At 64.3% G+C, this 18,969-nt stretch carries 28 protein-coding genes; 13 read left to right on the top strand and 15 right to left on the bottom strand.

Annotation, left to right across the window (positions count from 1 at the left end; genetic code table 11):
* Positions 1 to 14: 14 nt before the first annotated feature.
* The gene (locus SE92_RS14940; protein ID WP_026202606.1) at positions 15 to 287 is read right to left on the bottom strand and encodes a helix-turn-helix domain-containing protein; all 273 of its coding nucleotides are present in this window, start codon (positions 285 to 287) and stop codon (positions 15 to 17) included.
* 158 nt (positions 288 to 445) lie between these two features.
* Here SE92_RS14940 and SE92_RS14945 point away from each other — a divergent pair, with 158 nt between their 5' ends.
* Positions 446 to 898, top strand: coding sequence for a hypothetical protein (locus SE92_RS14945; protein ID WP_063203542.1), 453 nt, complete (start codon positions 446 to 448; stop codon positions 896 to 898).
* A gap of 96 nt (positions 899 to 994) precedes the next feature.
* Positions 995 to 1,225 carry a hypothetical protein gene (locus tag SE92_RS14950; protein ID WP_063203543.1) on the top strand — a complete coding sequence of 77 codons (231 nt, stop codon included), beginning with the start codon at positions 995 to 997 and terminating at the stop codon, positions 1,223 to 1,225.
* A 102-nt stretch (positions 1,226 to 1,327) separates the two neighbouring features.
* Here the strand turns inward: SE92_RS14950 and SE92_RS14955 are convergent, their stop codons facing one another.
* The gene (locus SE92_RS14955; RefSeq protein WP_063196458.1) at positions 1,328 to 2,146 is read right to left on the bottom strand and encodes an aldo/keto reductase; all 819 of its coding nucleotides are present in this window, start codon (positions 2,144 to 2,146) and stop codon (positions 1,328 to 1,330) included.
* Between the two features lie 252 nt (positions 2,147 to 2,398).
* Between SE92_RS14955 and SE92_RS14960 the strand changes: the two genes are divergently transcribed.
* Entirely contained in the window at positions 2,399 to 2,620 is a 222-nt protein-coding gene (locus SE92_RS14960; protein WP_157095446.1) for a hypothetical protein, read from the top strand.
* On the opposite strand, the gene SE92_RS14965 is transcribed toward SE92_RS14960, so the two are convergent.
* The 8 genes from SE92_RS14965 to SE92_RS14995 all read right to left on the bottom strand — a co-directional run bounded on the left by SE92_RS14965 (position 2,617) and on the right by SE92_RS14995 (position 9,778).
* A complete protein-coding gene (locus tag SE92_RS14965) occupies positions 2,617 to 4,191 on the bottom strand; it encodes an alkaline phosphatase D family protein (protein ID WP_063196460.1) in 1,575 nt (524 codons plus the stop codon). The two genes, SE92_RS14960 and SE92_RS14965, sit on opposite strands and share 4 nt — an antisense overlap.
* Before the next feature lie 117 nt (positions 4,192 to 4,308).
* Positions 4,309 to 4,638 (bottom strand): hypothetical protein, encoded by a 330-nt coding sequence (locus SE92_RS14970; RefSeq protein ID WP_063196461.1) that lies wholly within the window; start codon positions 4,636 to 4,638, stop codon positions 4,309 to 4,311.
* A gap of 9 nt (positions 4,639 to 4,647) precedes the next feature.
* A complete protein-coding gene (locus SE92_RS14975; RefSeq protein ID WP_063196462.1) occupies positions 4,648 to 5,067 on the bottom strand; it encodes a hypothetical protein in 420 nt (139 codons plus the stop codon).
* A gap of 107 nt (positions 5,068 to 5,174) precedes the next feature.
* Positions 5,175 to 6,176 carry an NAD(P)H-dependent flavin oxidoreductase gene (locus tag SE92_RS14980; protein ID WP_063196463.1) on the bottom strand — a complete coding sequence of 334 codons (1,002 nt, stop codon included), beginning with the start codon at positions 6,174 to 6,176 and terminating at the stop codon, positions 5,175 to 5,177.
* Positions 6,177 to 6,271: 95 nt separating this feature from the next.
* Complete coding sequence (locus SE92_RS14985; RefSeq protein WP_063196464.1) at positions 6,272 to 7,885, bottom strand: DHA2 family efflux MFS transporter permease subunit; 1,614 nt, start codon at positions 7,883 to 7,885, stop codon at positions 6,272 to 6,274.
* The gene (locus tag SE92_RS14990) at positions 7,882 to 9,033 is read right to left on the bottom strand and encodes an HlyD family secretion protein (RefSeq protein WP_063203544.1); all 1,152 of its coding nucleotides are present in this window, start codon (positions 9,031 to 9,033) and stop codon (positions 7,882 to 7,884) included. Before SE92_RS14990 ends, SE92_RS14985 begins: the two co-directional genes overlap by 4 nt.
* Before the next feature lie 196 nt (positions 9,034 to 9,229).
* Positions 9,230 to 9,388, bottom strand: a complete 159-nt coding sequence (locus SE92_RS36650; protein WP_198172642.1) for a hypothetical protein — start codon at positions 9,386 to 9,388, stop codon at positions 9,230 to 9,232.
* 15 nt (positions 9,389 to 9,403) lie between these two features.
* Positions 9,404 to 9,778, bottom strand: coding sequence for a PRC-barrel domain-containing protein (locus SE92_RS14995; protein ID WP_063203545.1), 375 nt, complete (start codon positions 9,776 to 9,778; stop codon positions 9,404 to 9,406).
* Between the two features lie 135 nt (positions 9,779 to 9,913).
* Between SE92_RS14995 and SE92_RS15000 the strand changes: the two genes are divergently transcribed.
* From SE92_RS15000 to SE92_RS15030, 7 genes are all read left to right on the top strand, one after another.
* On the top strand, positions 9,914 to 11,710 hold the full coding sequence (locus SE92_RS15000; protein WP_063196465.1) for a thiamine pyrophosphate-requiring protein: 1,797 nt from the start codon (positions 9,914 to 9,916) through the stop codon (positions 11,708 to 11,710).
* Between the two features lie 3 nt (positions 11,711 to 11,713).
* Entirely contained in the window at positions 11,714 to 11,941 is a 228-nt protein-coding gene (locus SE92_RS15005; protein WP_063196466.1) for a hypothetical protein, read from the top strand.
* A gap of 84 nt (positions 11,942 to 12,025) precedes the next feature.
* Positions 12,026 to 12,580 carry a DUF4142 domain-containing protein gene (locus SE92_RS15010; RefSeq protein ID WP_063196467.1) on the top strand — a complete coding sequence of 185 codons (555 nt, stop codon included), beginning with the start codon at positions 12,026 to 12,028 and terminating at the stop codon, positions 12,578 to 12,580.
* A gap of 202 nt (positions 12,581 to 12,782) precedes the next feature.
* Positions 12,783 to 13,673 (top strand): SDR family oxidoreductase, encoded by an 891-nt coding sequence (locus SE92_RS15015; protein WP_198172644.1) that lies wholly within the window; start codon positions 12,783 to 12,785, stop codon positions 13,671 to 13,673.
* Between the two features lie 95 nt (positions 13,674 to 13,768).
* Positions 13,769 to 14,356 (top strand): phosphatase PAP2 family protein, encoded by a 588-nt coding sequence (locus SE92_RS15020; protein ID WP_063196469.1) that lies wholly within the window; start codon positions 13,769 to 13,771, stop codon positions 14,354 to 14,356.
* Positions 14,353 to 14,700, top strand: coding sequence for a DUF3147 family protein (locus SE92_RS15025; RefSeq protein WP_063196470.1), 348 nt, complete (start codon positions 14,353 to 14,355; stop codon positions 14,698 to 14,700). The genes SE92_RS15020 and SE92_RS15025 overlap by 4 nt, the downstream gene beginning before the upstream one ends.
* Positions 14,700 to 15,185, top strand: a complete 486-nt coding sequence (locus SE92_RS15030) for a hypothetical protein (RefSeq protein WP_063196471.1) — start codon at positions 14,700 to 14,702, stop codon at positions 15,183 to 15,185. The genes SE92_RS15025 and SE92_RS15030 overlap by 1 nt, the downstream gene beginning before the upstream one ends.
* A 148-nt stretch (positions 15,186 to 15,333) precedes the next feature.
* On the opposite strand, the gene SE92_RS36655 is transcribed toward SE92_RS15030, so the two are convergent.
* Positions 15,334 to 15,492 carry a hypothetical protein gene (locus SE92_RS36655; RefSeq protein WP_194406715.1) on the bottom strand — a complete coding sequence of 53 codons (159 nt, stop codon included), beginning with the start codon at positions 15,490 to 15,492 and terminating at the stop codon, positions 15,334 to 15,336.
* A gap of 171 nt (positions 15,493 to 15,663) precedes the next feature.
* On the opposite strand from SE92_RS36655, the gene SE92_RS15040 reads away from it, so the two are divergent.
* Positions 15,664 to 15,912, top strand: a complete 249-nt coding sequence (locus tag SE92_RS15040; RefSeq protein WP_063196473.1) for a hypothetical protein — start codon at positions 15,664 to 15,666, stop codon at positions 15,910 to 15,912.
* A 158-nt stretch (positions 15,913 to 16,070) separates the two neighbouring features.
* On the opposite strand, the gene SE92_RS15045 is transcribed toward SE92_RS15040, so the two are convergent.
* The 3 genes from SE92_RS15045 to SE92_RS15050 form a co-directional block, all read right to left on the bottom strand.
* Entirely contained in the window at positions 16,071 to 16,307 is a 237-nt protein-coding gene (locus tag SE92_RS15045; RefSeq protein ID WP_063203546.1) for a hypothetical protein, read from the bottom strand.
* A gap of 74 nt (positions 16,308 to 16,381) precedes the next feature.
* Positions 16,382 to 16,513, bottom strand: coding sequence for a hypothetical protein (locus SE92_RS37370; protein ID WP_283806770.1), 132 nt, complete (start codon positions 16,511 to 16,513; stop codon positions 16,382 to 16,384).
* Positions 16,514 to 16,632: 119 nt separating this feature from the next.
* Positions 16,633 to 16,827, bottom strand: coding sequence for a hypothetical protein (locus SE92_RS15050; RefSeq protein ID WP_063196474.1), 195 nt, complete (start codon positions 16,825 to 16,827; stop codon positions 16,633 to 16,635).
* Positions 16,828 to 16,920: 93 nt separating this feature from the next.
* Here SE92_RS15050 and SE92_RS15055 point away from each other — a divergent pair, with 93 nt between their 5' ends.
* Positions 16,921 to 17,433 (top strand): DUF4142 domain-containing protein, encoded by a 513-nt coding sequence (locus SE92_RS15055; RefSeq protein WP_063196475.1) that lies wholly within the window; start codon positions 16,921 to 16,923, stop codon positions 17,431 to 17,433.
* 10 nt (positions 17,434 to 17,443) lie between these two features.
* Here the strand turns inward: SE92_RS15055 and SE92_RS36660 are convergent, their stop codons facing one another.
* Positions 17,444 to 17,737: a hypothetical protein gene (locus SE92_RS36660; protein ID WP_063196476.1), complete on the bottom strand. Its 294-nt coding sequence runs from the start codon at positions 17,735 to 17,737 to the stop codon at positions 17,444 to 17,446.
* Positions 17,738 to 18,009: 272 nt separating this feature from the next.
* Here SE92_RS36660 and SE92_RS15065 point away from each other — a divergent pair.
* Positions 18,010 to 18,969 (top strand): HAMP domain-containing protein (locus SE92_RS15065; RefSeq protein WP_157095884.1); only part of this gene is annotated, 960 nt, incomplete at its 3' end.

Here is an 18,969-nt window from a genome sequence, read left to right on the forward strand (position 1 = left end):
GTCCCCTCGAAATGTCAGGCTGCCTGGGGCTGGCTGCCGTGGATTGCGGAGGCCAGGCGCAGCAGAAGGACGATCGAGACATTGCCCTTGCCGGCCTCGATCTGGGCGATATAGCGCTCGGAAATCCCGGACCGGCGGGCGAGCTCCCGGCGGGACAGGTCGCAGCGCATGCGCGAGGACCGCAGGCGATCACCCAGCTCGGTTAGAAACGCGGTCTCGGAATACGGCGGCACGGCACAGCTCCCCGGCAGCACTTCGCCCGCAAAATCCATGACTTGATTCAGCATTGCTCTATCCAAGTTCGCCTTCGGGACCGCCATCCTACCCCGGACAAGACCGGCCTCATTGACGCGGATCAAATTCGCGAGCGATCGGCGGCAGCCATGGACGGACGCGGGCGGGATGCTACACTTTGGAATTCTTCGAGGCGGGGTTCTTCTTGGACATGACGCGTTGTTTGAGCCGCTGGATCGCGGCTGCGCTGCTGTGGGCAGCGACCACGCCTACGGCGGGAGCCGAGACGCTGGCCGCGACGGTCGAGCATTGGGGCCTGCTCGGCTCGTGGGCGGTCGACTGCGCCGCCCGGCCCGACCGCGACAAGGGCGCGCTGCTGACCTACGAGATCCGGAAGGACGGAAGGGTGATGTACCGGCGCAATTTCGGCGAAGCCAAGGACGAGAACGAGGTGGTGTCGGCCACGGTCAACGCCGAGGGCCTGCTCAATGTGATGGTGTACTTCCCCTCCCTGCACCAGGCGCGTGAGTTTGGCTTGCTGCTGGCGAAGGACGGTAGGTTGCGCGCGATCTACAATCGCAGCGAGCGCGGCGAGTACACGATCAGGGACGGCAAATACGTCGCCACGGGTGCGCCGACGCCGGTGCAGCAGCGCTGCGATTAACCACCTGAACAGCTGTTCAGAATTCTCCTGCAATTCTTCCGGAACGTTCGTGTGAATGCGCGGTTTAAATGTGCATTCGAATTGGAGGAGGACATCATGAAGAAGCTTGGTTATGTGGTTGCGGCCCTGGGTGCGCTCGCGATTGCGGCGCCGACGTTGGCAAGCGCGGAGACGGTCGTGATCAAGCGTGGCGGCTATCACCATCATCATCACGGCCCGTACGGCGCCCGCGCCGAATTCCGCGGGCATCGTGATTACGGCTGGCATCGCGGCCATCATCGCGACAAGGTCGTCGTGATCAAGCGCAGCCATCGCCACTGGGACTAACTGAGAACGCACATGGAAATGGCCCCTCACGGGGCCATTTTCTTTGCGTTCTTTTTTCCTCTCCCCTTGTGGGAGCGGGCAAACTGCGGTTGCCTCTGCCCTCTAATCCCATGCCGGCGCAAAGCCGGGATTGACGCAGCGTTTGTCCTTCGGCAGCGCGGCGATTTTTGCGCGGTCGGCATCGTTGAGCGTGACCTTCAGCGCGTCGAGATTGGCCTGCTGGCTCTCGCGGCGCGAGGCTTTTGGGATCGCGGCGACGCCGTCCTGGTCGAGCAACCATTTCAGCGCCACTTGCGCGGCAGTCGCGTCGTGCTTGGCACCGACCTCGGCCAGCACCGGATCCGACGCGGCGCGTCCTTGCGCCAGTGGGCAATAAGCGACGAGCGGGATCGATTTCGCCGCGAGATACGCCAGCACCTTCGATTGATCGAGCATCGCATGATATTCGATCTGGTTACAGGCGATCGGCGCCCTGATCTCCTCGACCGCGATCTTGAGCAGCGCCGTGGTGAAATTGGCGACGCCGATGGCCCGCGTGCGGCCCTCCTGCTTCAGCTTCATCAAGGTCTCGAACACCGCGCCCCAATTCGCAGTCGTCGAGGGCCAGTGCACGAGATAGAGGTCGACATGGTCGAGCCGGAGCTTCTTCAGGCTGGCGTCGAAGGCGCGGCGGATTCCGTCGGGGCTGAGGTTCTCGTGCCAGACCTTGGTCGTGACGTGCAGCTCGCCGCGCGGCAGGCCGGACGCGGCGATGGCTGATCCGATCGGCTCCTCATTGGCATACATCTCGGCGGTGTCGATGTGGCGATAGCCGATCGCCAGCGCGCTCTCGACCGCGGCGCGGCAGGCATCGCCCTGCATGCGGAAGGTGCCGAGACCGAGCTTGGGCATGCTGATGCCCTGTGTTTTCAGATTGTCCATGAAAGGCTCCTGACATATTGCATCCGGCCGGTCGCGCGGTGAGGCCGCGGGGAACAGACTCTTCGGTGGTGGAAAAGAGGTGGCGGGATCGAGCACTGTAGCGCGGAAGGCGTGAGGCGGCCAATCAAGATCGGGTTAGCGAGATAGCCGGCGGCTATCGCTGCAACAGCGAAACGGCATTTCAGATCAAGCCCCTCTCCTGCCAGCCTCCGCATCACGCGGTCAATCCGGCCGCGCGACACGGAGACGATCATGAGAACGATTTTGACGACGGCTGTTCTGGCGGCCGCCCTTGCCAGCGCCACAGCTGTGCATGCCGACGGCTTCGCCTATACCGGCTCGCCCAAGCAGGGCCAGTTCTATGTCCGGCAACCCGCCGCGCCACAGAAACCGGCCTGGATGAATGCGCGTGCAGAAGCTCCGCAGCCCCTAACCCGCCCGGTGCGCGGCGGCATCGGCCTGCGGATGCCCTAGGAGTGCTGTGCCACGACGGCCGGGCGCAGTTGCGGCTGCGGCACGATGTCGACCGACCAGAGGTCGCGATTGTCGACATCCTTCAACGTCACGGTCATCACGCCATCGCGGCCGTCGATGTCGACGCGGCCAAAGAATTGCAGCCCGAAGCACGGCGCCAGATTCTCGCCTTGCGCCGCGCTGCAGCCGTTCTGGTACATCGCGGCCGGACCAAAGGTGTTGTCGAGCTCGCCCGGGCCCCAGGTACCGGCATGCAACGGGCCGGAGACGAACTCCCAGAACGGCTCGAAATCCTGAAATTGCGCCCTGCCCGGATCGTAATGATGCGCGGCGGTGTAATGCATGTCGGCGGTGAGCCAGACGACGTTGCGCACACCGGCGCGCTTGATGGAGCTGAGCAGGTCGGCGATCTCGTGCTCGCGCCGGTCGGGCAGCCCGTCGCCAAGCGCGACGGCGTCCAGGCTGATCAGGCCGATCGGCAGGTCGGCCGCAATCACTTTCCAGGTCGCGCGCGAGGCGGCGAGCTCGCGCTTCAGCCAGGCAAGCTGCTCGGCACCAAGGATCCAGCCGCGATGATCGCCACCCTTGTTCCAGCTCTCGTCGCGATAGCTGCGCATGTCGATCATGAAGACGTCCAGCAGCGGGCCGTAGGCGATCTTGCGGTAGACCCGGCTCTGCCGCGCGCCGATGTCGCGGATCGGCATGAAGTCGAAGAAGGCGCGGCGGGCGCGCGCGACCAGGCGCGGAGTGCCGTCATCCTCGAAGCCCGCATCGTCGTAACTGCCAGTCGGTGACCAATCATTGGTGACCTCATGGTCGTCCCATTGCGCGAACATCGGCACCTCCGCATGGAAGGCGCGAAAATTCCCGTCGAGATGGTTGTATTTGTAATTGCCGCGAAACTGCGCCAGCGTGTGCGCGACCTCGGACTTTTCCTCGGTCACGAGATTGCGCCACACCTCGCCGTTCGGCAGCTTCTGCTCGGACGGTATCGTGCAGTCGGCGTAGATGTGATCGCCGGAATGGATGAAGAAGTCCGGGCGGTTGTCGAGCATGGTGCGATAGCTGCGATAGCCGCCGCGCGCGACGTCGATGCCCCAGCCCTGCCCCGCGACGTCGCCGGACCACAGGAACGAGATGGATTGGCCTGCGGCCGGCGCGGTGCGGAAATGGCCGACCCGGCTTTCGCCGGCAATGCCGGTCGCGATGTCGTCGAAGCGCACGCGGTAGAAGATATCCTGGCCGGACGGCAGATCGTCGAGTTGCAGCTTTGCGGTGAAATCGGCGTCGGGCAGGGCGTCGCGCGAAGCTGCCGCGATGATGGTCTTGAAACTCTCGACGGTCGAGCATTCCACCTGCATCCGCGCGGGCCGGTCGGCGCGCGCCCAGACCACGGCGGAGCCGCCGGAGACATCGCCGGATTGAATACCGCCTGCAATCCGCGGCCGGTCGGCGGCGCGGCTAAGGTGGGGCGCGGCGAGCGTGCCGAGCGAGGCGACGGCGAGGCTGGAGGTGGAGCGGACCAGGAATTGCCGCCGGGTCCATGCGCGCGAAGCGCGGAGCGTTGCCATTCAGGAAACCTTCGTCGAATCGCGACGGAAGGTGCCTGCGCCGTTTGACTGCCGGCTTACAGTTTGTTGACTCCAGACTTACGGTTTTGCGACGCATAGGTGACGATCGGACACCGCCTAACTCGACGTCGGAAGCCCGCCGACGTGATTGGCGTCGAGCGAGCGCCCTGCCGCCGTCCTCGCCTTCTCCAGGTTCGCGAGGTATCCGGTCAGCATGGCCAGGGGATGTGTGACGAAGACGCTACGCGCGTGCCACAGGCTATAGGTGTAGACGGCCTCGCTGACCTCCGTCAGCTTGCCATGGCTTGCAAGATAGTAGTGACCGCCAACGGCCTTGCCGTTGACTGCATCGCCTCCGATCGCGACCGCCACGATCACAAAGGCGACGAAGTTCAGGATACCCAGGCCGCACACCGCCAGCAGGCATCGATAGCGGGAATCGGACACGTTTGCTGCTTAATGCTTCCAGTTGCAGATGCCGCCGGAGCGGCAAGGCCAGGTCTGGATGCGTGTGTCCATCGCCTGCGCGTCGAGCGGATTGCCGTGCCGACGTGCGAGCTTCGCGCGCGCGGCGCCGCGCGGTTGCGCGGGCTTTGCGTGCGCGACCTTCGGCTCGGTCACGCGGACGCGTTCGGCCGCGACCTTCTTCGGCACGTCGACCGGCTCGGCGCGCGCCTGCGCCTCGTTGCCGCCACGCGCCTCGAGCGCGACCGGTGCGAACTGCGTCTCGGGCCCAAGACGTTTCGGCGACAGCACGGCCTTGGAGAGATCGAGACCGAGATATTCGGCTGGCTTGTAGTCGTCAGCGCACGCAAGGCCGCCCCCCGCGAGCACGAGGGCAACGGCAATCGCAAAATGAACGCTCTTCAGGACCACGGGACGCCTCCTGAAATTGATATTAAGGGGTAATTTATCCCTATTTAGGAGGCGTCGCGCGGAATTCCAGCGGCCACGTGCCGCCGTGGTTAAGAAGTTTGGCGGTGTCAGGCGACCTTTCGCGTCGCCCCGGTCCCATCCAGGAACCCGATCAGGCGGCTGCGGATGATCTGTTCCGCCTCAGCCATGATCCGATCGATGAGTTCCTTGCAGGAGGGGATGTCGTGGATCAACCCGGCGACCATGCCGCAGCTCCAGGCGCCCGCGTCCATCTGACCTTCCAGCATGATCTTGGGATAGACGCCCGCGACCTGGTCGTGGATGTCGTCAATCTTCAGCTTGTCGCCCTTCTCGCGCTCGATCTCGATGAGGCGATCGACATTGGCGTTCCTCAGCACGCGCTCGGTGTTGCGCAAGGAACGCATGATCAGGCGGGTGTCGAGTTCGGTGGCCGCGACCAGCGCGTTCTTCACGTTCTGATGCACCGGCGCTTCCTTCGTGGCGATGAAGCGCGTGCCCATGTTCATGCCGGCCGCGCCCAGCGACAGCGCCGCGACGAGGCTGCGCCCGTCGGCCATGCCGCCGGAGGCGACGAACGGGATCTTCAATTCTTCCGCCGCGCGCGGCAGCAGGATCATGTTAGGAATGTCATCCTCGCCGGGATGACCGCCGCACTCGAAGCCGTCGACGCTGACGGCGTCGCAGCCGATGCGCTCGGCCTTCAGCGAGTGGCGGACTGAGGTGCATTTGTGGATCACCTTGATGCCGGCGGCCTTCAGCGCCGGCATGTAGGCCTCCGGGCTGCGACCGGCCGTCTCCACCGCCTTGATGCCGCCTTCGACGATCGCCGCGATGTATTCCGGATAAGGCGGCGCCGCGAAGGTCGGCAGGAAGGTGAGGTTTACGCCGAACGGTTTGTCGGTCATGTCGCGACAGCGCGCGATTTCCTTGGCAAGCAGCTCCGGGGTCTTCTGCGTGAGGCCGGTGATGATGCCGAGCCCGCCGGCATTGGACACGGCAGCGGCCAACTCGGCGAAGCCGACGAAATGCATGCCGCCCTGGATGATGGGATGCTCGATGCCGAACAGCTCGGTGATCGCGGTCTTCACTTCAATACCTCCCGGGATTCTGCTTTGGGTTGGTGCAGTCTAGCCGCAGTGTCGTGCCGCGGTCACCCTTTCTCTGAGATTACGGGCAAGGCCCGTCAATGCCCCCGCGACGGCGCACCCAGCTTGATCGGCCGCAGCACGGCCGCGGTGGGGATCATCAGCACCGCGATGATCGCCAGCGTCCAGAACACGTCGATATAGGCCAGCAAATCGACCTGCTGCTGCAGGGTGCGGCCGACCCAGGCGAGCGCCTGCGATGCCGCATCGCTCGCATTCGAGCCCTGCGCCTGGAAGTAGCGCGTCATCGCATCGATGGTCTGCTGGTAGCCGAGATCGGAGGGCGCGGCATGCTCGATCAAGCGGCTCTGGTGGAATTGCTGGCGCTGCGCCAAAACCGTCTGCGCCAGCGCGACGCCCATGGATCCGCCGATGTTGCGAGCGACATTGATCAGGGCGGAGGCTTGGTTGGTCTTGTCCGGGGGAACGCCGTCATAGGAGGCCGTCGTCACCGGTAGAAACAGGAAGGGCAGTCCGAGCGCAAGGAAGACGCGCGACAGCGCAGCATAGCCGTAAGTAATGTCGCCGGTGAGCCCGGTCAGATGCCACATCGAGAACGCGACGATGGCCGCGCCGAACATGATCAGATATTTGGGCTGCACCGTGCTGACGAGGCGGCCGACCACCGGCATCAGCACCAGGGTCGCGATGCCCCCCGGCGACAGCGCGAGGCCGGCCAGCATGGCCGTGTAGTTCAACTCGGTCTGCAGCAGTTGCGGCAGCAGCTGCGTGGTCGAGATCAGCACGGCGCCGGTGGCGAGCATGACCAGGAAGCAGGCGGCGAACTGGCGGCGGCCGAGCAGGCGCAAATCGACGATAGGATCTTCGCGCGTCAGCTCCCATGGGATCAGCGCGACCAGGGAGACCGCCGCGAGCAGCGCGAAGACGATGATCATGTTCGAGCCGAACCAGTCGTTGCGCTGGCCTTCATCGAGCACGAATTCGAGCGAGCCCAGCCCGATCGCGACGAGCAGGAAGCCGATGTAATCGACACGCAGCCCCTTGCTCAGCAGCCTCTCCCTCTCTTCCTCCGCGCCCGAGGGCTCCCTCACCAACGTGCCGACGAGAGACAGCGACAGCAGGCCCATCGGCACGTTGATCAGGAACACCCAATGCCAGGTGTAAGTGTCTGTGATCCAGCCGCCGAGCGTCGGGCCGATCACCGGCGCGACCACGACGGCGACGCCGTAGATCGCGAAGGCCTGGCCGCGCTTGTGCGGTGGGAAGGAGTCGGCGAGGATCGCCTGCTCGCTGGTCGCCATGCCGCCGCCACCGAGCCCCTGAAGAATGCGGAACAGCACCAACGATTGCAGATTCCAGGCGAAGCCGCAGAGCAGCGAGGCAAATGTGAAGGTGGCGACGCAAATCATGTAGAAGCGCTTGCGGCCGATCACCGTCGACAGCCAGCCCGAGATCGACAGCACGATCGCGTTGGCGACGAGATAGCTGGTGATGACGTAGGTGCTCTCGTCGATGCCGACCGCGAGGCTGCCGGCGATGTGGCGCAGCGCGACGTTGGCGATGGTGGTGTCGAGCACCTCCATGAAGGTCGCGATCGAAACCACGAAAGCGATGAGATAGGGATTGTGACCGCCGGCCGCCGAGCGCTCCGGCGACCAGCCTCCTGCACTGCCTTGCGCAGCGTCCGTCATCGCACCCTGGTCCAGGGCACGACCGACATGCCGGGACCGACGGGCAGATCGGCCGGCCAGTTGTCGACCACGATCTTCACCGGCACGCGCTGCACCACCTTGACGTAATTGCCGGTGGCGTTCTCCGCCGGCAGCAGGCTGAACGCGGTGCCGGAGCCCGGCTGTACGGAATCGACATGGCCGGTGAGCTTGCGGCCGGGATAGGCATCGATGCGGATCTCGACCGGCTGGCCCGGACGCATGTCGGCGAGCTGAGTCTCCTTGTAGTTCGCGACGATCCAGACCTCGTCGGGCACGAACATCATCAGGCTCTGTCCCGCCGTGACGAAGGTGCCCTTGGCGCCGGAGAGCTTGACGACGCGGCCGGACTGCGCCGCGACGACGTTGGTGTATTGCAGGTTCAGTTTCGCCTGATCGAGCTGCGCCTGCGACTGCGCGAGCTGCGCCTTGGCGCCTTCGAGCTGGGCCTGCAGCGTCTTGATGCCGAGCTGCGCCGACGTCACCGCCGTCTTGGCGCGCTCGGTATTGGCTTGCTGGGCCTGCAGATCGGAGCGGGTCTGCTGCTGGCGCTGCACGGTGCCGGCGCCCTTCTCGACCAGATCCTGCGCGCGTGCAGACTCTTCCTGCGCGAACTGCAGCTGGGCTTGCGCCTGTTCGAGCTGCGCCTCGGCCTGCTTGATCTGCTCCCGCTGGGACTCGATCTGCGCCTCGACATTGGCGATATTCGCGTTGGCGCTGGCAACCTGCGCATTGGCCTGATCGAGGGCGATCCGATAGTCGCGCTCGTCGATCTCAGCGAGAAGATCGCCGGCATTGACATGCTGGTTGTCCGTGACCGGAATGTCTGTCACGTAGCCGCCGACCTTTGAGGCCACCGAAAAGCTGCGCGCCGCGACGAACGCGTCGTCGGTGGATTCATAGTGACGGACCTCGAGCCAATAGAGCAGGCCGCCGATGAGCGCGGCGATCAGGACGACGGCGCCCACAATTGCAAGCAGCCAGTTCTCGCGAAGGCGGTCACGGAACGACGGCGCGCTGGTTGGCTTTTCGTTGGCGTCTCGGATCGGATCTGGTGGCGATTTGGGAGCTTCCTTTGCTCTCTGCGGCTGCTCCGCGGACAACCCACGCTCCCGTGTCTGAGCATCCACGGCCAACACCTTTCCTGGGATTCAAATCGGCGGCAAGCGGCTTCCGCTGGCTTGCCTGCCGCCAGCCTAACCGCAGCGCTCAAGCATGGTTCCGCCTTGCGAGACCCCCTCACCATTCGTGAACGCCGTGCTCAAAAAAGAGAGCGCAGCGTCAGTCACGCCGCGCTCATCTGAATGTTCCCAAGATGCACGCTCGTCAGTGCGTCTTGGTCTCGTGCCATTTCTCCAGATCGGGCTTCACCTCGTCCGATCCCTGTTCCTTCTCCGGGTTTCCCTTCCAGGGCTTGTTCGTCTGTCTGTGCGATCCCCAATCGCTCTGATCCCGGGGATCGTCGGTGGGCCGTTCCTTGCTCATGGAGTTGTCCTTCGGTTATGCAAACGGGACGCCATAATAGGCATTGATGCCGCGGACGGCCGCTTCATCACCCCAGTTCCACTGGCTGGCCTCGCCGTATTTCGGGGCGGCCTCCAGATCCTTGGCTGTGATCGCGGTGATGTAGCCACCAAGCTCGGTGTCGTATTTGAGCGACTGCCACGGCAACGGATAGTGATCATGGCCAAGGCCGAGGAATCCGCCGAAACCAAGCACCGCGTAGGACACCTTGCCGCTGACCTTGTCGATCATGACCCGCTCGATGGAGCCGATCTTGTTGCGATCCGCGCCAAAGACCGCTGTTCCCTCGACCTTGTCACTTCCGATCAGTCGACCCATTTCGTCGCGATCGAGCTCGCCCTGATTCAGCATCGTCATTCTCCACTCAGCCATTTGTGATTCAACCGCGAGGGGGCCGCGATCGTTCCGGCCTGTTCCCCGGAGCGGGCCAGGAACATCAAGCGGAAGGAGCCGTTCTCTGGGCTTCAACCACACAAAGGCCGCACGATGTCTCAGACCGTCTCCGACTTCATCGTCCAGCGTCTGCATCAATGGGGCGTGCGCCACATCTTCGGTTACCCCGGCGACGGCATCAACGGCGTGTTCGGCGCGATGAACCGGGCCCAAGGCAAGGACGGCGAGATCGGCTTCGTGCAGGCCCGGCACGAGGAGATGGCGGCCTTCATGGCGTCTGCTTACGCGAAATTCTCAGGCCAGCTCGGCGTCTGCATCGCGACCTCCGGCCCCGGCGCCTCGCATCTCATCACCGGGCTCTATGATGCGCTGCTCGATCACCAGCCGGTGCTGGCGATCGTCGGCCAGCAGGCCCGCAACGCCCTCGGCGGGCAATATCAGCAGGAAATCGACCTGCTCTCGATGTTCAAGGACGTCGCCGGCGCTTGCGTCATGCAGGCCTCCTCGCCTGCGCAAGTGCGACACCTGATCGACCGTGCGGTGCGGATCGCGCTGGCGCGGCGAACCCCGACCGTCATCATCCTGCCCAATGATCTGCAGGAAGAGCCTTACGAGGACCCACCCCGCGCGCACGGCACGCTGCATTCCGGCATCGGCTACAGCGCGCCCAGCATCACGCCGCGTGAGGCCGATCTCGATCGTGCTGCCGAGGTGCTCAATGCCGGCAAGAAGGTTGCGATGCTCATCGGCGCCGGCGCGCTTGGCGCCACCGACGAGGTGATTGCGGTCGCCGACCGGCTGTCCGCCGGCTGCGCCAAGGCGCTGCTCGGCAAGGCCGCCCTGCCCGACGATCTGCCGTGGGTCACGGGCTCGATCGGGCTGCTCGGCACCGAGCCCAGCTACAAGATGATGATGGAATGCGACACGCTGCTGATGGTCGGCTCCGCCTTTCCTTATGCCGAATTCCTGCCCAAGGAAGACGCCGCCCGCGGCGTGCAGATCGACATCGACGCCAGCATGCTGTCGATCCGCTTTCCCATGGAGGTCGGCCTCGTCGGCGATGCCGCCGAAACCTTGCGCGCATTGCTGCCGCGACTGAAGCCGAAGAGCGACGGCGCCTGGCGCCAGGGAATCGAAGATGATGTCGCCAAATGGTGGAAGACGCTGGATGGCCGCGCGCATCAGCCCGCGGCGCCGGTCAATCCGCAGCTCGTCGCCTGGGAATTGTCCCCGCGCCTGCCCGATCGCGTCATCATCACCAGCGATTCCGGCTCCTGCGCCAACTGGTTCGCGCGCGACCTGAAGATGCGGCGCGGCATGATCGCCTCCCTCTCCGGCGGCCTCGCCTCGATGGGCGCGGCGGTGCCTTATGCGCTCGCCGCGAAATACGCCCTTCCGGACCGACCGGTGATCGCCCTCGTCGGCGACGGCGCCATGCAGATGAACAACATGGCCGAGCTGATCACGGCCGCGAAATATTGGCGCGCCTGGCGCGATCCGCGCTTCGTCGTCTGCGTCTTCAACAACGAGGACCTCAACCAGGTGACCTGGGAGCAGCGCATCATCAACGGCGATCCCAAATTCGAGGCCTCGCAGCGCATTCCCAACGTTTCCTATTCCCGCTTCGCCGAGTTGATCGGCCTGCGGGGCATCTTCGTCGACAGTCCGGAACTGCTCGGCTCGGCCTGGGAGCAGGCGCTCGGATGCGAGATGCCCGTCGTGCTGGAGGTGAAAACCGATCCCGAAGTGCCGCCGCTGCCGCCGCATATCACGCTGCAGCAGGCCAAGAATTTCTCGCTCGCGCTGCTGAAAGGCGATCCGAACGAGAGCAGCGTCATCAAAGGCGCCGCCCGACAAGTGCTCGAAACCATCCTGCCCGGAAAGGACTGAACCATGAGCGACTTCCGCGATATCCAGCATGGCGTCAATGACCCCGTCGACGGCCTCGATGTGAAGCGGCGGATCAACGACAACACGACGCCGCATGAGAGCGCGCAGCGCCATGCCGACGTGCGTGCCCATGCCACGGCCGTCCCCACCGAGCCCTTCCTGCCGGAGGGGCTGCGGCGCAAGCCTACCGATCCCATCAATCCGCGGACCGGGCGCAATCCCACGGACTAGCGTTAGGAACCTCGGCGCCTTCGGCGTGTTGGTCGGCGCAATGTCGCCGGCAAGTGGTCGCGCGACCTATTGAGGGATTTGACCATGAAACGTACCATCATTGCCCTTGCTTGCGTGCTCTTCGCAGGCCCCGCGCTTGCCCAGTCGCTGGGCGAGAAGACCGGCGTCAACTCGGCGCTCGGCGTCGCACCTTCGACCGCCGACTTCGTCAAGGAGGTCGCGATCAGCGACATGTTCGAGATCGAGTCGAGCAAGCTCGCCGAGCAGAAGGGCAACGCCCAGGAGAAGAGCTTCGCGCAGCAGATGATCACCGATCACACCAAGACAAGCACCGAACTCAAGGGCCTGGTCGGCGACAAGAAGGTCGAGGCGACGCTTCCGACGGCGCTCGACAGCTCGCACCAGAGCAAGCTCGACAAGCTCAAGAATGCCTCGGGCAAGGATTTCAGCTCGGACTACAACTCCTACCAGGTCAGCGCCCATGAGGACGCGGTGTCGCTGTTCGAGCGCTACGCCAAGGGCGGTGACAATTCCGCGCTGAAAGACTGGGCGGGCAAGACCCTGCCGGCGCTCAAGCACCATCTCGACATGGCCAAGGAGCTCGGCAAGGCGCCGAGCGTCGGCCAGTCCACCAAGTAACGCATTGCTGAAGGACGCCGGCATGCCCGGCGTCCTTCGCTTAGCAACATCGACCGTCTCCGCGCATTGAGCCCTGGCCAACGCGGAGAGCATCATGTCGAATCCCAGCAAAACCTCACTATCCCGCCGCCACGTCATGCACGGCGCGAGCGCAACGCTCGCGGCGGCTTCGTTGGCGTCTGCAGCGAAAGGAGAGACGTCCATGGCCGAGCACGGCTTGATCGACCCCGTCAGCCGCTATCCGAAGCCGCCGTTCAAGAAGCAGTCGCAGCCTTGGCCAGGCCTCGCCGGCCAGATGGAGCCGCGGCCCGATCATGGCGAGACCAGCTACAAGGGCTCCGGCCGGCTCGCCGGCCGCAAGGCCCTGATCACCGGCGGCGATTCCGGCATGGGCCGCGCCGCCGCGATCGCCTATGCGCGTGAAGGCGCCGACGTCGCCATCAACTATTTGCCGGCGGAAGAACCCGACGCCCAGGAAGTCATCGCGCTGATCAAGAAGGAGGGACGCATCGGGCTTGCGATTCCCGGCGACCTCAAGGACGAAGCCTTCTGCGGCAGACTGGTCGAGCAGGCGGCGCAAGGCCTCGGCGGCCTCGATACCGTCGTCAACAACGCGGCGCGGCAACAGACCCGCGCCTCCATCCTCGACGTCTCGTCGGAGGATTTCGACGCCACCATGAAGACCAATATCTACGCCCCGTTCTGGATCATCAAGGCGGCGCTTCGGCATCTCAAGCCCGGCTCCTGCATCATCGGCACCACCTCCGAGCAGGCCTACGATCCCTCACCCGATCTCTATGACTATGCGCAGACCAAGGCCGCCACGATGAACTATGTGAAGTCGCTGGCGAAGCAACTCGCCTCGAAGGGCATCCGTGTCAACGGCGTCGCGCCGGGGCCGATCTGGACGCCGCTCCAGGTCTCCGGCGGAGCGACGATGGAGAAGCTGGAAAAATTCGGCGGCATGACACCGCTTGGCCGTCCGGGCCAGCCGGTCGAGCTCGCTTCGATCTATGTGCAGCTTGCAGCCGCCGACGCCAGCTATGCGACTGGCCAGGTCTATGGCGCCGCCGGCGGATCCGGACAGCCGTAGTCAGGCCTTGCGGCGGAAGCTACCGCAGCTCAGGAACCATCCTTGTCTCCCAGCTTTTACAAAACTGTCATGGAGGAAACATCGCCGGCTGACCGATGGCGCTCGTAACAGTAAAACCCACCCGGATCGATACGGCGATCGCGAACGGGATCGCAGACAGCACGACCTCAAGCCTCGAGCAAACCGCGCAAGCACTGACTTGGGGCGCCGACGAACATGTGCTCCTCGTGCTCGCGGCGGCCGGATGGCTTTATACCCGCCTCCGTCATCCGCAGCAGCGTCACGTTGCCAATCACATCCTGATGGTCTCCCTCGCAACGGCCGTACTGCCGCATGTTCTGAAATCCGTGTTCGATCAGACCAGGCCTGACCGGTTGACCGTCACAGGGCACCGGCATGGCGTCCCCTTCTCGGGACGGTCGCGAGACGCGTTTCCTTCCGGTCACGCCGTGCATATGGGCGCCCTCGCCTCGGCCGCCGGCCTGTTGCCGGCCACCTGGCGGCGCTTGGCACGCACGCTCGCCGTCACCTTGTCACTGACGCGCGTCGTGCTTCTCGCACATTGGGCGAGCGACGTGGTGGCAGGCTTTATCCTTGGCGTCATCGTCGAGCGATTGTTCAGGCCATTCACGCTGGCAAGGTCAGGGCAGCAGCGAGCGTCGGCTTCGCGAGGCAGGCCATGATGGAATATGTCGTGCGTTTCGTCGCCGGCGGCCTGATCGTCTCCGCCTTCGCGATCGCAGGCGACATGCTCCGGCCGAAGAGCTTTGCCGGGCTGCTTGGTGCCGCACCGTCTGTCGCGCTGGCCACGCTCAGCATCGCAATCGTCCAGCACGGCCCGCAATACGCCGCCGCCGAGAGCTGGACGATGATCTACGGCGCCGTCGCGCTGGGTTGCTACAGCCTCGCCGTCTGCCATCTGTTGATGCGGTTTCGTCTTGGGGCGCTGCCGGCGACGATCCTCGCATTCGCGGTTTGGATCGTCATCGCGTTCGGTTTGCTTGCCGGTTTCGGAGGCGTCGCGTAATGCCGGTGAAACTATCGACGTCTTCGCTCAAGCAAACGCATTGGTACGAATACGCGGTGCGTTTCGCGCTTGGCGGCCTTGCAACCGTCGCAGCAGGGCTCATCGGCAGCTATTTCGGCGCTTCCGTCGGCGGGCTCTTCCTGGCGCTCCCCGCCATCTTCTGCGCCAGCGCGACGTTGATCGAAAGCCATGAGCGCCGCGCCAAGGAAAAGGCCGGCCTCAGCGGAGACAGACGCGGGCAACAGGCCGCAGCGCTCGACGCTGCAGGTGCCGGCCTCGGAAGCATCGGCCTCGCGGCATTCGCGTGCGTCTTTTATGTCGTGGTTTCGACGACCACGATTGGCGCGTTCGTCGCCGCCATCATGGCATGGGCCGCGGTTTCGGTCTCGGCGTGGTTGCTGAGACGAAAGCTTCGCTTCACCTCTCGTACGGTGCGGACCGGGTGCATCGGGCCATCAGCGAACGGCCGCGGCATCTCCCCGTAGCATCAGAAAGCCGTACATCTCGGCAGCGGTCTGAAGCTGGTCGATACGCGCAAGAACAGTCTCGCGCCGGGGTCCGTCCGGCAGGCCCGACAGCTCGTGCTCGAGCCGCAGCTTCTGCGCCGTGAGACGTTGTTCGAATGTATGGGGCTCAGACCGTCTTCGCATCTTCCGTCCTCGGTGGTTGCAGCCCAGGGCTGTTGGCCCAGCGCTCGACTTGTTCGATGACCTTCTGGTGGCTCGGCCGCACCGGTTTGGCGGCTTCGGGCTCTTCGGAAAGCTTACGGGGCAACCTGACTTCATCCGTCATGGCTTTTCTCCCTCTCAAGGAGAATGCGCGACCGCTGCCATTGTTCAATGCTAAACCATTGATTTTACTGCGTATTTTTACTCATTTGGAGACTCAATCGCCTCTTGTGGAACTTTCTCCAAATTGGGTCATTGAGTAAACTACTCAATCTACTCATTTTGCGGGACGACCATGAACGATCTTCGCGCCGAGCGCCTCCAGGTCATGCTCTCGCCGGAAGAATTGGCCGCCGTTGACGATTTCCGGTTCAGGCATCGTATGCCGACGCGGGCTGCGGCGGTCCGCGAGCTTCTCAGATTCGGACTGGCTGCCGCAGACGTTGACGCAGCCGCTGGCGTGAAGTCGAGCAGCTTCGGCGTGTTCGGCCGCGGACCTGACGGGCACACGCAGGGAGACCCCGAAAGCGGCGCCGGAGACTAGTCGGGAGGCCTTCCACAAAGCGAACGGCCCCGGCACGGTGAGTGCCAGGGCCGTCCTTGGAGGTTACTTCCGGCTCACCGGGGGCATGACAACCGAAAGCAACCTGTCGACTCCACGTGCGAAGATTCGTTCCCGCACGAATTTGCCGTTCGGCCCGTCTAGCCGCTAGGCGCGCCGCCGGAGTCATCCGGCGTCATGCCGGAGCCCGGCGTCTTGCTGTTGTCGTTCAGCTTCGGATCGCGCGTCGCTTCCCGCGACGGTGACCCTGTCTGATCTGTCTTTTGCTGATCTGTCTTTTGCGAATCCGTCTTGTGTACGGACTGCGCGCGCTGCTTGTCGCGGGGCTGCTCCTCCGCCCGCTTGTCCTTGACGATACCGTGGTCGGAATGGGCCATCATGTGCTCCGCTTCTGCTGATGTCTCGAAGCGCTTACGCACTGCGGCGCCGAATGTTCCGGCCTCGTCCTACTCTAGCTGTGCGCCGCGTGGACGGCGGTCGAGGCGTTCTCCAGATGCACCTGACGCACCGTCGTCACCGTCGCAAACGCGACCGAGACACCAAAGGCGAGAACGAGTGAAAGAAGAGCCAGACGTGGGGCCATTGCAAAAATCTCCTGCTGCAATCGAAAACCAACGCGATCGACTATTCCCTGATCATCCCTGATTGGTCGCTTGCATTCCGTGAGCGGTCTCACATGCGGATTCACGAAAAGGCGAGCGCTCAGCCGCTCCGCTTCTGTGGGAAACGGACCACGATGGGCGCGATCTCGCCATCGAGCCAATCCTGCTCATGGGCAAGCGCCGTCCAGGCGTCGGCCATGCGCGAGTAGCGCTTGTGGGCGGGTTGTCCCTCGGCGCGCTCGGCGAGCTGGAGACAATTGTCGGCGTTATCTCTGAAGATGTCGGACTGTTTCATGAGGAAGACGTGGGGACGGAACTCGCGCGTCGCAACCGGCTTTCCGGATCGTAATGTCGAGGGAACTTTGCACGCCGTCCGCCATTGACTCCGATGCGAATTCTCGTCGCGATCATCCTGGCGTGCATCAGCACCGCGGCGCTTGCCGACAGCACCGGTGAGCGAAAGCCCGCCGACCGTCCGCCGAGCGCAATCGACGTCATCAGCGGCTTCTACAATTTCAGCCGCTTCCAGCAGGGCCTTCTGGAAAGCACCGACCTGAACGGCAATGCCGAGGTCAAGAACCTCGCCGCCTTGCGCGCCGAGGAGGCCGCCAAGCGCGACAAGGCGCTGAAGCAGATCCAGCAGGCGATCGGCGCCGAGCCACGTGTCGACAAGACGCCGTCCGTCAGCGCCAGCCTGGTCGAGCCCGAAATGTCGGACGGACCGACTTACGTCCGAAGCTTCTATGCGTCGCAAATTCCCGAATACGAATCGGCCATCAACCTGCTGGAACGCTATCTGAAGGCGCCCGACAACGAGGCGCTGGCAGCCTTCGCACGCGAGCAACTCCCGATGCTGCGCGCCCAGGTCAAGGACGCCGAGCGCACCATGGCGGACAAATAGTCGCCGTCATTCATTTGTCGTTCGAATGATGTTGCTGGCTGTGCGGCCGCACGGTGCGGTCGCTCTCAGGCATCTTGTCCCGGCCGGCATCGCCATTGTCGTCCTTGCCGCCTGAAGATGAGGTGCCGCTTCCGCTCGGATTCGACCGGGTTGCTGCCCCCGTGGTCGGGGTATCCGCCTGCGGGCTGGCGGAGCTCGCGGCGGGATCGCCGGTCACCGCCCCGCGGCCGCTCGGCGCACCGCCCTGCGCCAGGGCCGCCCCGGCGAACAGCATGACCACGATCGCGGCAAGTCCTGCTTTCATGTTCGTTCTCCTCTTTGCGCGGGCTAACCGCGGGGCTTGAGCTCCGTTCCGAAGGAGCCGGCGATCCCCCGCATGACGCCCAGACGGCCGGCAACCATTTCTCGGAACCGCATGGAACCAATTCGGCGCATTGTTTGTTATTGACGTCGGGCTGAGCAAGGCAGGTTCCATCTCGCGTCGCACCTTGACGCTTGATTTCGAATTTGGCTGACGCTCTATTTTGACAAATTGCGTCTGCCTTGGATTCGACCGAGGCTTGCGGGGGAATCAGTATGAGCGACCTCGATCCCGGAACTGCATCACGCTCCGGTCGTCGCGTCCCAAAGCCAAAAGCCAACGGCATGTCGGATCCGGATTCCCGGGCCGAATTGCTGCTCGCCTTGCAAGCGATGCGGAGCGGCGACTTTTCCGTGCGGATGAGCGGCGACTATCTCGGCATCGACGGCAAGATCGCCGACACTTTTAATGAAATCATCGCCGCAAACCAGCGTATGGCGCAGCAGCTCGAGCTGGTCGGACAAGTCGTGGGCCGCGAAGGCAAGACGCGCCAGCGCGTGAAATTCGGCCTCGCCTCGGGCTCCTGGGCCGACATGGAAGGTTCCGTCAACACGCTGATCGACGATCTGCTCTGGCCGACGCGCGAGGTGACGCGCGCCGTCGCCGCCGTCGCCCAAGGCGACCTGCTCCAGACCGTCAAGCTCGACGTCGACGGCCGTCCGCTCCGCGGCGAGTTCCTGCAGTCGGCGACCATCGTCAACACCATGATCAAGCAGCTCGGCGTGTTCACCTCCGAGGTGACGCGCGTGGCGCGCGAGGTCGGCACCGAAGGCAAGCTCGGCGGCCAGGCCCAGGTGCCCGAGGTGACCGGCGTCTGGAAGGACCTCACCGAGAGCGTCAACTCGATGGCGAACAACCTGACCAACCAGGTTCGCAACATCGCCGAGGTGACGATCGCGGTGGCGAACGGCGACCTCTCCAAGAAGATCACTGTGGACGTCCGCGGCGAGATTCTGCAGCTCAAGGAAGCCATCAACACGATGGTGGACCAGCTCCGCTCCTTCGCCTCCGAAGTGACGCGCGTGGCCCGCGAGGTCGGCACCGACGGCAAGCTCGGCGGCCAGGCCATCGTGCCCGGCGTCGCCGGCACCTGGAAGGACCTGACGGACTCCGTCAACGCGATGTGCGGCAACCTGACCGCGCAAGTGCGCAACATCGCCAACGTCACCACCGCC

Source organism: Bradyrhizobium sp. AT1 (assembly GCF_001590795.1).
GTDB lineage: Bacteria > Pseudomonadota > Alphaproteobacteria > Rhizobiales > Xanthobacteraceae > Bradyrhizobium.